Annotated in this window: 16 protein-coding genes; all 16 read left to right on the top strand. The window is 74.0% G+C overall.

The window, feature by feature from the left end; genetic code table 11:
- Window positions 1-12: 12 nt before the first annotated feature.
- The 16 genes from ACIBNE_RS01085 to ACIBNE_RS01010 all read left to right on the top strand — a co-directional run bounded on the left by ACIBNE_RS01085 (window position 13) and on the right by ACIBNE_RS01010 (window position 13,967).
- The gene (locus ACIBNE_RS01085) at window positions 13-420 is read left to right on the top strand and encodes a hypothetical protein (protein ID WP_399268096.1); all 408 of its coding nucleotides are present in this window, start codon (window positions 13-15) and stop codon (window positions 418-420) included.
- A 47-nt stretch (window positions 421-467) separates the two neighbouring features.
- Window positions 468-1,040 carry a phage tail protein gene (locus ACIBNE_RS01080; protein WP_399268094.1) on the top strand — a complete coding sequence of 191 codons (573 nt, stop codon included), beginning with the start codon at window positions 468-470 and terminating at the stop codon, window positions 1,038-1,040.
- Between the two features lie 15 nt (window positions 1,041-1,055).
- Window positions 1,056-1,349: a hypothetical protein gene (locus tag ACIBNE_RS01075; RefSeq protein WP_399268092.1), complete on the top strand. Its 294-nt coding sequence runs from the start codon at window positions 1,056-1,058 to the stop codon at window positions 1,347-1,349.
- A 65-nt stretch (window positions 1,350-1,414) separates the two neighbouring features.
- A complete protein-coding gene (locus ACIBNE_RS01070; protein ID WP_399269991.1) occupies window positions 1,415-1,762 on the top strand; it encodes a hypothetical protein in 348 nt (115 codons plus the stop codon).
- A gap of 25 nt (window positions 1,763-1,787) precedes the next feature.
- Window positions 1,788-2,411, top strand: a complete 624-nt coding sequence (locus ACIBNE_RS01065) for a hypothetical protein (RefSeq protein ID WP_399268090.1) — start codon at window positions 1,788-1,790, stop codon at window positions 2,409-2,411.
- 24 nt (window positions 2,412-2,435) lie between these two features.
- The gene (locus ACIBNE_RS01060; RefSeq protein ID WP_399268088.1) at window positions 2,436-3,587 is read left to right on the top strand and encodes a hypothetical protein; all 1,152 of its coding nucleotides are present in this window, start codon (window positions 2,436-2,438) and stop codon (window positions 3,585-3,587) included.
- Between the two features lies 1 nt (window position 3,588).
- Window positions 3,589-4,476, top strand: a complete 888-nt coding sequence (locus ACIBNE_RS01055) for a phage distal tail protein (protein ID WP_399268086.1) — start codon at window positions 3,589-3,591, stop codon at window positions 4,474-4,476.
- A 74-nt stretch (window positions 4,477-4,550) separates the two neighbouring features.
- On the top strand, window positions 4,551-5,612 hold the full coding sequence (locus tag ACIBNE_RS01050) for a hypothetical protein (RefSeq protein WP_399268084.1): 1,062 nt from the start codon (window positions 4,551-4,553) through the stop codon (window positions 5,610-5,612).
- A 6-nt stretch (window positions 5,613-5,618) separates the two neighbouring features.
- Window positions 5,619-6,707: a hypothetical protein gene (locus tag ACIBNE_RS01045; RefSeq protein ID WP_399268082.1), complete on the top strand. Its 1,089-nt coding sequence runs from the start codon at window positions 5,619-5,621 to the stop codon at window positions 6,705-6,707.
- A complete protein-coding gene (locus ACIBNE_RS01040; RefSeq protein WP_399268080.1) occupies window positions 6,707-6,943 on the top strand; it encodes a hypothetical protein in 237 nt (78 codons plus the stop codon). Before ACIBNE_RS01045 ends, ACIBNE_RS01040 begins: the two co-directional genes overlap by 1 nt.
- 77 nt (window positions 6,944-7,020) lie before the next feature.
- Window positions 7,021-7,785, top strand: a complete 765-nt coding sequence (locus tag ACIBNE_RS01035; protein WP_399268078.1) for a VOC family protein — start codon at window positions 7,021-7,023, stop codon at window positions 7,783-7,785.
- 3 nt (window positions 7,786-7,788) lie between these two features.
- Window positions 7,789-8,238 carry an OsmC family protein gene (locus tag ACIBNE_RS01030; protein WP_399268076.1) on the top strand — a complete coding sequence of 150 codons (450 nt, stop codon included), beginning with the start codon at window positions 7,789-7,791 and terminating at the stop codon, window positions 8,236-8,238.
- Between the two features lie 258 nt (window positions 8,239-8,496).
- Window positions 8,497-9,510 (top strand): LacI family DNA-binding transcriptional regulator, encoded by a 1,014-nt coding sequence (locus ACIBNE_RS01025; RefSeq protein ID WP_399268074.1) that lies wholly within the window; start codon window positions 8,497-8,499, stop codon window positions 9,508-9,510.
- A gap of 11 nt (window positions 9,511-9,521) precedes the next feature.
- Window positions 9,522-11,114, top strand: coding sequence for a sugar ABC transporter ATP-binding protein (locus ACIBNE_RS01020; protein WP_399268072.1), 1,593 nt, complete (start codon window positions 9,522-9,524; stop codon window positions 11,112-11,114).
- Entirely contained in the window at window positions 11,104-13,041 is a 1,938-nt protein-coding gene (locus ACIBNE_RS01015) for a substrate-binding domain-containing protein (protein ID WP_399268070.1), read from the top strand. Before ACIBNE_RS01020 ends, ACIBNE_RS01015 begins: the two co-directional genes overlap by 11 nt.
- Window positions 13,038-13,967, top strand: a complete 930-nt coding sequence (locus ACIBNE_RS01010; RefSeq protein WP_399268068.1) for a ribokinase — start codon at window positions 13,038-13,040, stop codon at window positions 13,965-13,967. The genes ACIBNE_RS01015 and ACIBNE_RS01010 overlap by 4 nt, the downstream gene beginning before the upstream one ends.
- The last annotated feature ends 95 nt before the right edge of the window (window positions 13,968-14,062 follow it).

The following is a 14,062-nucleotide window of genomic DNA, read 5'->3' as shown; positions in this document are numbered from 1 at the left end:
TCAGGAGCGCGCATGCCCGAGCCTCCGATCCCGTTCCCCGACGTCGAGCGCCTGGTCGTGGACCACCTCAAGAGCCGTGGCGAACTGTCCGGCGTGATCGTCGACAACCGCACGCCGCCCGGGTTCGACGGCACGCAGAAGGCGGTGCTGGTCTCCAGGTCGGGCGGGGTGTGGACGGAGGACCTGGGCCTGGACCAGCCGCTGATCGACCTGGAGGTGTACGGCCCCGACAAGCCGACGGCGCACGCCGTCGCCACGGCGGCCCGCACCGCGCTGCTGACGGTGCGCGGCACCGCGTACGGCACCGCCCACGTCACCGACGCGGTCGAGGCGGACGGGCCGCGCTGGCTGCCCGACTACCGGCACCAGGCCGCCGCGCGCTACCTCTCCACCACGCGGCTCTCGATCCGTCCGGCCTGAACACCGCACTCCCGCGACCGCGCACACCACTGCGAAGGAGCATCCACATGCCAGGAATGAACCCGAGCGAGATCCGCGTGGCCGGCACGGGCCGCGTCCTCACCGCGCCCCTGGGCACGCCCGCGCCCACCGACGTCACCGCACAGTGGCCCGCAGCCTGGCGCGACCTCGGGTACACCACCACGGACGGCATCCGCTTCAACAAGAAGGACAAGATCGACCCCGTCGACACCTGGCAGTCCGTCAGCCCGGCGCGCTTCGTCTACTCCGACCGCGACCTGACGGTGAAGTTCGCGCTGCTGCAACTGAACGAGGACACGCTGCCGTTCTTCTTCGGCGGCGCCGCGGTCAAGGAGACCGCCGAGGGGTCGAAGCTGTACCGGTACGAGATCGCCGCCGAACCCGTCGAGGACGAGCGGATGCTGGGCGTGGAGTTCGCGGACGGCGGCGTCATCCGCTACCGCTTCGTCATCCAGCGCGGCCAGGTCACCGAGACCGAGGAGCTCCAGCTCACCCGCACCGCCGCGCTGAAGCTCGGCCTCACCTTCACCGCGCTGGCCACGGACAGCACCGCGCCGCTCGCCGTGTGGCTGATGAACGACCCCGCGTACGCGAAGTAGGAGGAGACCCGACCGATGCCCGCCAAGTTCAACGTCAACGCGGCCCGCGCCCAGCGCCTCGAAGCCCTCGGCCTCCAGTGGGAGTTCGAGGTCGACGGGGAGACCTACGGCCTGCCGACCGAGATCCCGCGCAGCGCCGCGAAGGCGCTCGCCGCGCTGGACGACAACGACCTCGACGGGCTGCTCGCGCTGCTGCTCGGCGACGAGCAGTACAAGCGGCTGTGCGCGCACGACATCAGCGTCCAGGACGTGTCCGCGATCCTCAACGCGTACGGGGAGGAGACGGGCCTTGGCGTGGGGGAAGGCTGAGCCTCGGCGCGCTGGTGGAGGAGCACGCCGAGGCGCTGGAGGCGGATCTGCTGCGGTTCTACGGGGTGGACCTGCTGGACTGGCACAGGGGCGCGCTGACGTCGCGCCGCCTTTCGGTGCTGGTGCGCCACCTGCCGCGCGAGAGCGCGTTCGTGCGGGAGCGGGAGGGCGAGGCGGCCCAGTGGTCCCTGACGGACCACCTGCTGGCCGCGACGGTCGACCACCTGGCGATCGCCAACTGGATGTTCGCGTCGGTCAACCGCGACGAGGACGAGCCGGCGCCGCCGGCCCCGGACCCGGTACCGCGCCCGGGGGTGGAGGCGACGGGGCCCTTCGAGGACGCGCCCGCGAAGGAAGCGCCCGCGGAGGACGGGGCGCCGAGCGCGGCGGAGCTGATGCGGTTCTTCGGTTGAGGCGCTCTTGGCGAGGGGCGGCACGATGACGCATCCGATGGGGCCGTACTTCGGCCCCGGCAGCAAGGAACACGCCGAGGCCCAGGCCGCGCAGGCCGCGTGGATCAAGAAGCAGCTGGAGCTCACGGCGAACGACGTCGTCACGAAGCTCAAGGATGCCTGGGCGAACGCCAGCCGTGCGGGCGCCGAGATGACCGGCCTCAAAGGCGAAGCCATCGGCGGCCAGATCGGCATCAAAGGCGCCGAGACCAACTTCAGGCTGTACGGAAGGGACTTCAACCTCAACGAGTTCATCGCGGAGCGCAGGGAGCAGAAGCGTCTGAAGAGCGAGGGCCTCACCCCTGAGCAGCTCAAGAACTCGATCACTCAGACCCAGAAGTCCCTGTCTCGCACCATCAGGAACGTGGGCGCCGCCAGCCGGGCCGCGCGCGCGGCCCGGACGAGCGCGTCGGAGGCCAAGGCCCTCGCCCGTACCGCCGACACCAAGGCCGAGCGCGCCCTCAGCCGTCAGGCGAGCGCCGCACAGCGCGGCGGACAGGGCAGCAGGACCGGGCAGGGCACGGCCGACGTGCGGAACATCGACCAGGCGTCACAGGCCATCGACCGCCTGGAGCGCCGCATCAACCGCCTCGCGGCCGAGCTGGGCTGACCCGCCGAAGGGAGGGAACCGACCATGTCGCTGATCCAAGCGCTGAACCGCTCCGCCGCCGGCTTCCGGGGCCTGCGCACCAACGCCGGCCAGGCGGAGTCCGGGGTGAACAAGCTCCGCACCACCGTGCAGGGCACCGACCGGGCCGTCACGAAGATCAAGGGCGGGCTCGACCGCACCGCGACCGGGCTCAAGGGCGTGAAGCGCGAGGCCGACGCCGCCGCCGCAAGCGCGAAGAAGGCCGACCGGGCCATGGACGGGGCCGGGAAGTCCGCAGGCAAGGGCGGCGGGCTGATGGGCCGCATGAAGACCGGCCTCCAGGGCGTCACCACCGCCCAGAAGGGCCTCAACACCGCGATGAAGGCGAACGTCTTCGGCGCGATCATGGCCCTGCTCATGCCGCTCATCACCAAACTGATCGACATGGCCATGCAGTCCAAGACCGTGCAGCGCATCGTGAAGACCGCCTTCAAGGTCATCGGGGACGTCATCGGCACGACCCTGCGCGTGGCGAAGAAGGTGGTCCAGACGACCTGGAACGCCATCAAGACCGCGTTCCAGGTGGTGCTCAAGGTCATCTGGACCGTGGTCAAGACGTACTTCAACATCTACAAGGCGATCATCACCGCCGTACTCAAGGCGATCATGGCCGTGGTCCGCCCGGTGCTCGACTTCTTCAAGGAGAAGATCCCGGCCGCCTTCAACGCCGTCAAGAACGGCCTGCACAAGGCGTGGAGCGGGCTCGCGGGCTTCACCAAGGGCGTGTTCAACAGCGTGCTGGGCGCCGTGCGCGGCCCCATCAACGCCGTGATCGGCCTGGTCAACAAGGCGATCGGCGCCCTCAACCAGGTGAAGGTGACCATCCCCGACTGGATACCGGGCATCGGCGGCGAGACGTTCGGGATCAACATCCCGACCATCCCCGCCCTCGCCGACGGCGGCATCGTCCTGCCGCGCGCGGGCGGCACCCTCGCCCTGCTCGGCGAGGCCGGGCAGGCGGAGGCCGTGCTGCCGCTCGCCAAGCTGGACGCGCTGCTGGCCCGCCGCGCCGCCGCCGGCCCCGCCGCTCAGGGCGCGCGCGGCGGCCTGGTGATCGAGCACTACCACGAGGCGTCGGGCTCCAGCCCCCGCCAGACCGCCGAGGAGCTGATGTTCCTGATGAGGGCGAGGGGTTGAGATGGCGGCGTCACTGATCGGCCGGGACGGCCAGGTCCAGTGGGGCGACCTACTGCTCGGCCCCGGCACGCGCTTCTGGATCGCCGCGGAGGGCCTGACCGGCTGGGAGGAGCTGCCGGGACTGGAGTCCGCCGACGCCAACCGGCCTGCGGGGCACGGCGGTTGGCCGGGCGCGCAGTGGGCTTCGCCGCGCGTGGTGACCGCCCAGGTGTGGTTCGCGCCCGACCCGGGCGGCGGCCCCGAAGCGGCACTGGCCGCGCTGCGGGCGCTGCGCGCGGCGACGGCGGTGCGCGACGAGGAGGAGTGGCTCGCGGTGCGGTTGTACGGGGAGACGCTGGCCGTGCGCGCCCGGGTGGTCCAGCGCGTCGTACCGACCGACCGCCAGTTCCTCGCGAACCGCACGGCGAAGGCGACGCTCCAGTGGAAGGCGATGGACCCCCGGCGGTACGAGGCGGTGGAGCGGCGCGAGTCCGTGGGGCTGCCCGCGCCCGAGCCGGGGCTGCGCTGGCCCCTGGAGTGGCCGCTGAACTGGGGCGCGCCGACCTCCACCGGCGACCTCCTGGCGGAGAACACCGGCAGCGCCCCGGCCCACCCCGTGATCACCTTCGCCGGGCCGTGCGTCAACCCCCGGCTGGCCAACCGCTCCAGCGGCGTCTGGCTGGAGTACGGCATCACCCTGACCCGGGGCGACGAACTGGTCGTGGACGCGGCCGACGGGACCGTGACGTTCAACGGCACGGCGTCCAGGCGCCACACCGCGACGGTGGGCAGCGCGCCCGAGGAGCTGTTCGCCCTGGCGCCCGGCGCCAACCAGCTCTCCTTCCGGGCGCGCGACGGCGACCCCGAGCAGGCCAGCGCCACGATCAGCTGGCGCTCCGCCGACTGGTGACCGGCGGACGACGAGAGGCAGTCCGCGGCAGCGGGCGACGAGCAGCGAGCAACGACGAGCCCAGGAGCACGCAGATGACCATCCGTTCCGCCTGGCACCAGCCGACCGGCCAGACCCGGGAGGACACCCGGCTCGCCGTGAGCCTCGGCATGGCCTCGACCGGGCCGCTCACCACCCTCGCGGGGTGCGTCCACGGCGGCCTCCAGCTCACCGGGAGCGCCGCCGTCAGCATGCAGGCCAGGCTCTCCCCCGGCCGCGTCTGGGTGGCGGGCACGTCCGCGGCGGCCCAGGGGTCGTACCCGGTGACCGTGGACGCCGACACCCTGCTGACCTTCAGGGACGGCCACGCGACCCTGCCCAGGGTCGACGCGCTCGTGGTCCGGGTCCACGACCCCGACTACGACGGTACGGGCACGCCCGCCTCGGTCCTGGAGCTGATCCCCGGGGAGCCCGCCGCCGCCCCGGTGCCGCCGGGGGTGCCGAAGAACGCGGAGCTGCTGTACCACGTCCGCGTCCCCGCGGGCGCTTCGGCCGCGACCGGGATCACCTGGGCGCAGGCGGTCACCGACCGGCGCCGCTACACGGCCGCGCTCGGCGGCATCATCCCGGCGGGCGGCGGTCCGGGGGCGGCGACGTCCGGGTACCACGTGGGGCAGTACCGGGACGCGAACGGCCGCCTGGAGCGGTGGGACGGCAGCCGGTGGGCGAAGTACGTGCCGGACGCGTACCTCCTGCTGTCCGGGGACCGGGGCTACACCAAGAAGGAGGAGCCGGAGTACGAGGAGCTGCTGCGCGACGAGACGCCCGACGGGGCGGGCAGGTGCAGTGCGCCGTTCGTCGGCCCGCCGTCCGGCTACGTCCACATCAGCGTCGGCGCCCTGGTGATCGTGGAACACGCCTTCGGCGGTTACGTCTCGTGCGTCGTCCGCCAGGGGAGCACGGTCGTCAGCGCCGCGAGCGCGGACCGCGCGGCGGTCTTCTCGGGCGTCGCGGGCCGGGCATCGGTCTACACCAACTTCGCGCTGAAGGTGACCCCGGGCGCGGAGTACGTCGCCACCGCGGCCTACGCGAGCGGCAGGCTCAACTCCCAGGTCGACTTCGACAACCGCTTCGTCCGCGTCGACCCGGTGGTGTGACCGCCCGTGCCCACCAGCCTCTACCGCGCCCTCTTCGCCGACCTGCGCACCGACGCGGCCCTGGACGTGCTGCCCCTCCAGGGCCTGGAGTACGACGACTACATCGGCAAGCCAGGCTCGCTCTCCGCGACGATCCCCGTCCCCAACCGGCGCATGGCCGAGCGCGTCCGGCAGGTCGTCGAGGGCAGGACCGCGGTCTACCTGGAGCGGGACGGGCAGATCTGCTGGGGCGGCATCGTCTGGACGCTCACCCCGGCCATGGACGAGCAGGGCACCGTCACGGTCGCGCTCCAGGCCGCGACCTTCGACTCGTACGCGGGCCGCCGCTACGTCCGGGAGGACTGGTCCCGCACCGGCGTCGAAGACCTCCAGATCGTCCGGGACCTGTGGGCGTACATGCAGCGCGAGGAGACCGGCGGGAACATCGGCGTCGGCTTCGCGCCGGGTCCCAAGGGCTCGCCGCGCACGGTGGCGTTCCGCGACGGCGACGAGACGTCGGTCGAGGAGGCGGTCAACCAGCTCGCCGCGATCGAGCCGGGGTTCGAGTACCTGGTCTCCGTCTACCGCGACCCGTCGACCGGGTACCGCGTCAAGCGGCTGCACTTCGGGGTGCCGCGCATCCTCGTGGGCGACGGCACGGTCGTGCTCGACCACCCGGGGGACGTCCTCGCGTACTCCTTCCCGCGCGACGCGACCCGCGGCGGCACGGCGGTCAGGGTGCGCGGCGGCACCCCGCCGAACGCCGACCGCCCCGCGGTCTCCGACGAGCAGCTCGCCCGGGACCTGATCGCCGACGGGCACCCCAAGCTCGACGTCTCGTCCGACCACGGCGCCGCCACCGACAGGGCGACGCTCAACGCGATCGCGAGGGCCGAGCTGGCCGCGCTGCGCGGCCCGGTGGTGATCCCGGCCGTCAAGATCCGCCTCGACCGGGGCGGTACGCCCGCGCTGCTGGGCACCGCGGTGCGGCTGCGCATCAGGGACGTGTGGTTCGCCGAAGGCCTCGACGCGTCGTTCCGGGTGGTGGGCGTGAAGGTGCAGCCGCCCGAGCGGGGGCGCGCCGAGACCGCCGAGCTCTATCTGGAGGCCCTCTGATGCCGAACCTGCCCGAGGACATCGTCGACCGCGTCAAGCGGCTGGAGCGGCAGGTGCAGCAGCTCACGGCGCGGATGCAGGCGGCGGCCCCGGCCGTGCGCACGGCGGCGCCTCCCGGGGCGGCGGCGGACGGCGCGGCGGCTCCCACGGCGGCGCCTCCCACGGCGGCGGACGGCGCCGGGGAGAGCGCCTCCCCCGAGGACGGCGCGCCCGGCCGCGACGGGGACGGAAGCTGAGTCGCAGGCCCGCCGACCGGGACGTACGGTGCTCTGGGGGCCACATTCCCGGGGGACGCGTTCCTGGAGGTACGGGCATGAAGTTCGGCGAGCCTGTGCTCGGCGGTCCCTGCTGGGTCGAGCTGAGCACGAGCGACCTGGCGGCGTCGCGGGCGTTCTACGGCGTGCTCTTCGGCTGGCGGTGCGAGACCGACCCCCGCGAGGAGGCGGGCGGCTACACCGTCGCCCACGTCGGGGACGCGCCCGTCGCCGCGCTCACCCCGCTCTACTCGCCCGAGCAGCCCGCGGGCTGGCAGGTCTCCTTCGCGACCGCCGACGCGGACGCGAGCGCCGAGGAGGCGCGGCGGCTGGGCGGGACGCTGCTGGCGGGCCCGATGGACGTCTTCGACATGGGCCGCTTCGCGATGCTCGCGGACCCCGGGGGCGCGGTGTTCCACGTGTGGCAGGCGCGCTCCTTCCCGGGCGCCGGGCTGCTGAACGCCCCGGGCGCGCTGGGCTGGGTCGAGCTGGCGACGCGCGCCCCCGAGGCGGCGCTGGCGTTCTACCCGGCGCTCTTGGGGTGGACGGTCGCCCCGTCGGAGTTCTATCCGCAGTGGGGCGTGGACGGCGCGGACTTCGGCGGGATGGCGGCGATGGACGAGGAGGTGCCGGCCGACGTGCCGCCGCACTGGCTGCCGTACTTCGCCGTCCCGGACGTGGACGCCGCGGCCGAGCGGGCCGGGGCGGCGGGCGGCGAGGTGGTCATGGAGCCCGCCACGGTCCCCGAGGGCCCGCGCATCTGCGTCCTCAGGGACCCGCAGGGCGCGGAGTTCGGCATCCACCGGGCGTACGAGGAGGGCTGAGCCGTGGCCGACTACCGCGTCGAGGCGGTCAGGGAGTCCTCGCGCCGCTGGACGGTCCGCAACGCGCGCGGCGCCGAGGTGCGCGTGGGCGCGGCGGACGACGAGGGCGCACAGCCCTCCTTCACTCCGGTGGAACTGCTGCTCGCGGCGCTGGGCGGCTGCGGCGGCCTGGTGATGGACCGGGTGGCGCGCACGGTCGTGGACGACGGCCTGCGGATCACGGTCGAGTCGGTCTCGGGCCCCGAGGACGACGGCCGGGTGGGCACGGTCCGGATCGCCTACGAGATGGAGCTGCCCGAAGGTGCGCGGGAGGCGTTCGAGCGGGGCGTGCGGCTGACGCACGAGAAGTACTGCACGGTGAGCAGGACGGTGGAGCACGGCGCGCGCGTGGAGGCGCTGCTCCCGGACGGCACGGCGGGCTTCGCGGCGGGACCCGAGCCCGGGGGCGCGTAGCCCCTTCGGCGCGGAGCGGTCCCGGGAGCGAGCGGGCCCCTCGGCACGGAACGCGGTCCCGGGGGCACGTAGACCCCTCGGCGCGGAGCCGTCCCGGGGGCGCGCGGGCCCCTCGGCGCGGAGCGGTCCCGCGCACCCCCGTACCGCCTGATCACGATCCGGTCACGCCCTGGCCCGAGCCCCTTGCGCACGGTCCGTGTAATCGATTCCAATCACCCGTGTAATCGATTCCAAGACCACAAGGAGGTGGTCAGGGCGATGCCGAGCATCAAGGACGTCGCGGCCGAAGCGGGGGTTTCCGTCGCCACGGTCTCCCGGGTCCTCAACGATCACCCTTCCGTCAGCCCCGACGCCCGCTCCCGGGTGCTCGCCGCCGTCGCGGCCCTCGGCTACCGGCCCAACGCCGTCGCCAGGTCCCTGCGGACCGACCAGACGCGCACCCTGGGCCTGGTCATCAGCGACGTGCTCAACCCGTACTTCACCACGCTGGCCCGCTCCGTCGAGGAGGAGGCGCGCGCGCTGGGCTACAGCGTGATCATCGGCAACGCCGACGAGCGCCCCGACCTCCAGGACCACCACGTCCGCACGCTCCTCGACCGGCGCATCGACGGCCTCCTGGTCTCCCCCACCGACGGCGGCTCCCCGCTCATGCTGGACGCCGCGCGCGGCGGTACGCCGATGGTCTTCGTGGACCGCTGGATCCCCGGCCTGGACGCGCCGGGCCCTCCCGTGGTGCGCGCCGACGGCAGGGCCGCCGTGCGCGAGCTGGTCCGCCACCTCCACGGCCTCGGCCACCGCAGGCTCGCGATCATCGCCGGGCCGGCCGCCACGACCACCGGCAGCGAGCGCGTCGCGGCGTTCCGCGACGCGCTGGGCGAACTGGGCCTCGCGCTCCCCGACGCGTACATCGGGCAGGGCGACTTCCAGGCGGAGAGCGGGCGCCGCGCCACCGAGCGGTTCCTGGCGCTGCCCGAGCCGCCCGACGCGGTGTTCGCCGCCGACAACCTGATGGCGCTCGGCGCGCTGGACGCGATCAGGGAGCGCGGGCTGCGCGTCCCCGGCGACATCGCGCTCGCCGCGTTCGACGACATCCCCTGGTTCGTGCACACCGATCCGCCGATCACCGCGATCGCGCAGCCGACCGGCGAGCTTGGCCGGGCGGCCGTGCGCGCCCTGGTCGACCTGATCGAGGGCAGGCCCGCCCGGTCCGTCGACTTCCCCGCCCGGCTGGTCGTCCGCCGCTCCTGCGGCGAGGCGCCCCCCGTCCAGTGAAGGAGCGACCCGTGAACCGTCCGGACGAGTTGCTGCGCATGGAGGGCGTCCGCAAGACGTTCCCCGGCGTGGTCGCGCTCGACAGCGTCGACTTCGACCTGCGCCGCGGCGAGGTGCACGTGCTGCTCGGCGAGAACGGCGCGGGCAAGAGCACCCTCGTCAAGATGCTCTCCGGCGCCTACCGCCCCGACAGCGGCCGCATCCTCGTCGAGGGCCACGAGGTCCGCATCCACGGCGCGCAGGACGCCGAGCGGCTCGGCATCGCCACGATCCACCAGGAGTTCAACCTCGTCCCCGACCTGACGGTCGCCGAGAACGTCTTCCTCGGCCGCCAGCCCCGGCGCCTCGGGCTGATCGACCGGGGCCGCATGGAGGCCGGGGCCGCGAAGCTCCTGGAGCGCGTCGGGCTGGCCGTGTCCCCCCGCGCCAAGTGCCGCGACCTGGGCATCGCCCGGCTCCAGATGGTCGAGATCGCCAAGGCGCTCAGCCTGGAGGCGCGCGTCCTGATCATGGACGAGCCGACCGCCGTGCTCACCTCCGACGAGGTCGCCAGGCTCTTCTCGATCGTCCGGGCGCTGCGCGCCGACGGCACCGCGGTCGTCTTCATCACCCACCACCTCGACGAGATCGCCGCGCTCGGCGACCGCGTCACGGTCGTCCGCGACGGCCGCAGCGTCGGGCAGGTGCCCGCCGACACGCCCGAGGACGACCTCGTGCGGCTCATGGTGGGGCGCAGCATCGAGCAGCAGTACCCGCGCGAGCGCCCCGAGGCCGCCGAGGGCGCCGAGAGCGCCGAACCCCTGCTGGCCGTACGGGGGTTGAGCAGGGCGGGCGCCTTCCATGACGTCTCCTTCGAGGTGCGGGCCGGTGAGGTGGTCGGTGTCGCGGGGCTGGTGGGCGCGGGCCGCACCGAGGTCGCCCGCGCCGTGTTCGGCGCCGACCCCTACGACGCGGGGACCGTGGAGGTGCGCGGCGCACGGCTGCGCGGGGGCGACGTGAACGCGGCGATGGCCGCGGGGATCGGGCTCGTGCCCGAGGACCGCAAGGGCCAGGGCCTGCTCCTGGACGCGTCCGTCGAGGAGAACCTGGGGCTCGTGACGCTGCGTTCGGCGACGCGGGCGGGCCTGGTGGACCGCGCGGCGCAGAGCGCGGCGGCCGCCCGGATCGCCGAGCGGCTCGGCGTGCGCATGGCGGGGCCGCACCAGCACGCGCGCACCCTGTCCGGCGGCAACCAGCAGAAGGTCGTCATCGGCAAGTGGCTGCTGGCCGACACGAAGGTGCTGATCCTCGACGAGCCGACGCGCGGCATCGACGTGGGCGCCAAGGTCGAGATCTACCAGCTCGTCAACGAGCTGACGGCGTCCGGGCACGCGGTCCTGATGATCTCCAGCGACCTCCCCGAGGTGCTGGGCATGAGCGACCGGGTGCTGGTGATGGCGGGCGGCAGGCTCGCGGGCGAACTGCCCGCCGCCGAGGCGACCCAGGACGCGGTGATGGCGCTCGCCGTCACCGCCCCCAACGGCAACAACAACGACAACGACAACAACGCCAACAGCAACGACGACAACGACGCCGACCGAGTGGAGGGCTCCCGTGGCCACTGACACCCAGCCGATCAAGGGAGCCGGTGGCGGCGCGGCCGCCCTCCGCGGGATCCTGCTCGACAACGGCGCGCTGAGCGCCCTGGTGGTCCTGGTGGTGGCGATGTCGCTGCTCTCCGGCGACTTCCTCACCACCCAGAACCTCCTCAACGTCGGCGTGCAGGCCGCGGTGACCGCGATCCTCGCCTTCGGCGTCACGTTCGTGATCGTCTCGGCGGGCATCGACCTCTCCGTCGGCTCGGTCGCCGCGCTCTCGGCGACCGTGCTCGCCTGGTCGGCGACGAGCGGGGGCGTGCCGGTGTGGCTCGCGGTGGTCTTCGCGGTCGCCACGGGCATCGCCTGCGGTTTCGTCAACGGCGCCCTCGTCTCGTACGGGAAGCTCCCGCCGTTCATCGCGACGCTGGCGATGCTCTCGGTGGCCCGCGGCCTGTCGCTGGTGGTCTCGCAGGGCAGCCCCGTCCCGTTCCCCGACTCGGTCTCGCACCTCGGCGACACCATCGGCGGCCGGCTGCCGGTGCCGGTCCTGGTGATGGTCGCCATGGGGCTGCTGACGGCGCTGATCCTGAACCGCACCTACATCGGCCGTTCGATGTACGCGATCGGCGGCAACGAGGAGGCCGCGCGGCTGTCCGGGCTGCGCGTCAAGCGGCAGAAGCTGGTCGTCTACGCGCTGTCGGGGCTGTTCGCGGCCGCCGCCGGAATCGTCCTGGCCAGTCGGCTGTCCTCCGCGCAGCCGCAGGCCGCGCAGGGGTACGAGCTGGACGCGATCGCCGCGGTCGTCATCGGCGGCGCGAGCCTGGCGGGCGGCGTCGGCAAGGCGTCGGGGACGCTGGTCGGCGCGCTGATCCTCGCGGTGCTGCGCAACGGCCTCAACCTCCTCTCGGTCTCCGCGTTCTGGCAGCAGGTCGTGATCGGCGTGGTCATCGCGCTCGCGGTGCTGCTGGACACCGTGCGCCGCAGGGCGGGTGCGGCGCCCGCCGCCGCCGCGTCCCCCGGCGGCGGCACGAGCAAGCTGCGGCTGGCGCTCGCCGCGGTCGTGGTGGCCGCCGTCGTCGCCGCCGTCTCGCTGCTCAACCCGGGCCCGTCGGGGACGGGCACCAAGGTCGGCATGTCGCTCTCCACGCTCAACAACCCCTTCTTCGTGCAGATGAAGGCGGGCGCGCAGGCCGCGGCGGAGGAGGCGGGCGTCGAGCTGACCGTGACCGACGCCCAGAACGACGCGTCCCAGCAGGCCAACCAGCTCCAGAACTTCACCGGCGGCTCCGTGAAGGCCGTCATCGTCAACCCGGTGGACTCCGACGCGGTCGGCCCCGCCGTGCGCGCCGCGAACAAGGCGGACGTGCCGGTGGTCGCCGCCGACCGGGGCGTCAACGAGGCGAAGGCCGCGACGCTCGTCGCGTCCGACAACGTCGAGGGCGGCAGGCTCGCCGCGCGCACCCTCGCCGAGCGGTTGGGCGGCAAGGGCCGGATCGTCGTCCTCCAGGGCACGGCCGGCACCTCGGCCAGCCGGGAGCGCGGCGCGGGCTTCGCCGCCGGCATCAGGGCGTTCCCCGGCATCGAGGTCGTGGCGAAGCAGCCCGCGGACTTCGACCGCACCAAGGGCCTGGACGTGATGACCAACCTCCTCCAGTCGCACCCGGACGTCGACGGCGTGTTCGCCGAGAACGACGAGATGGCGCTCGGCGCGGCCAAGGCGCTCGGCGCGGGGGCGGGCCGGTCGGTGGCCGTGGTCGGCTTCGACGGCACGCCCGACGGGCTGAAGGCGGTCGAGGCGGGCACGCTGTACGCGTCGGTGGCGCAGCAGCCCCGGGAGCTGGGCCGGATCGCCGTGGAGAACGCGGTGAGGGCGGCCAGGGGCGAGCGGGTGGCGCCGCTGGTGAAGGTGCCGGTCAAGGTCGTCACCGCGAAGAACGTCGGGGACTTCTCATGAGCGCGCGGCAGGCTCCTCGCGACCTGCTGGTGGTCGGCTCGGCCAACGCCGACCTCGTCGTGGGCGTCGAGCGCAGGCCCGCCGCGGGGGAGACCGTCCTCGGCTCGGACCTCGCCGTCCACCCGGGCGGCAAGGGCGCCAACCAGGCGGTCGCCGCGGCCAGGCTCGGCGCGGACACGGCGCTGCTGGCCCGGGTCGGCGACGACGCGCACGGGCGGCTGCTGACCGGCTCGCTGCGCGCGGCGGGCGTGGACGTCTCGGGCATGCTGACGGGCGGTGCGCCCACCGGGGTCGCGCTGATCACCGTGGACCCTTCGGGCGACAACAGCATCGTGGTGTCGCCGGGGGCCAACGCCCGGCTGACCCCGGCGGACGTCGAGGCGGCGGGCGGTCTCTTCGCGCGGGCGGGGGTGGTCTCCGTACAGCTGGAGATCCCGCCCGCGACGGTGGCGGCCGTGGCGCGGGCGCTGCGGCCCGGGGCCAGGCTGGTGCTGAACCCGTCGCCGCCCGCGCCGCTGGACGCCGCCGTCCTGGCGGCGTGCGATCCGCTGGTGGTCAACGAGCACGAGGCGCGGGTCGTCATCGGGGAGGGCGCGGGCGAGGAGCCCGAGGAGTGGGCCGCCGCGCTGCTGGCCCTCGGCCCGCGTTCGGTGGTGGTGACGCTGGGCGCCGGGGGCGCGCTGGCCGCGGACGGGGAGAGGACGGTGCGGGTGGCGAGCCCGCGCGTCGAGGCGGTGGACACGACCGGTGCGGGCGACGCCTTCACGGCGGCGCTGGCCTGGCGGCTCGGGCTCGGCGACGACCTGGTGGCGGCCGTGCGGTTCGCGGTACGGGTCGGCGCGGCGGCGGTCACCCGGCGCGGCGCGCAGGATTCGTACCCGACGCGGGGCGAGCTGGCGGCGTTCGCGGAAGAGGTGCGGGCGTGAGCACCCGGAAAGCCGGGGCGGGGTGGGGGGGGGGGCCCCCCCCCCCCCCCCCCCCCCGGGGGCCCCCCCCCCTCAGCGGACCCCCACACGTGTAA

It is taken from the genome of Streptomyces sp. NPDC050504 (genome assembly GCF_044458065.1).
Taxonomy (GTDB): Bacteria; Actinomycetota; Actinomycetes; order Streptomycetales; family Streptomycetaceae; genus Streptomyces.
This window is presented reverse-complemented; position numbering and strand designations above follow the sequence as displayed.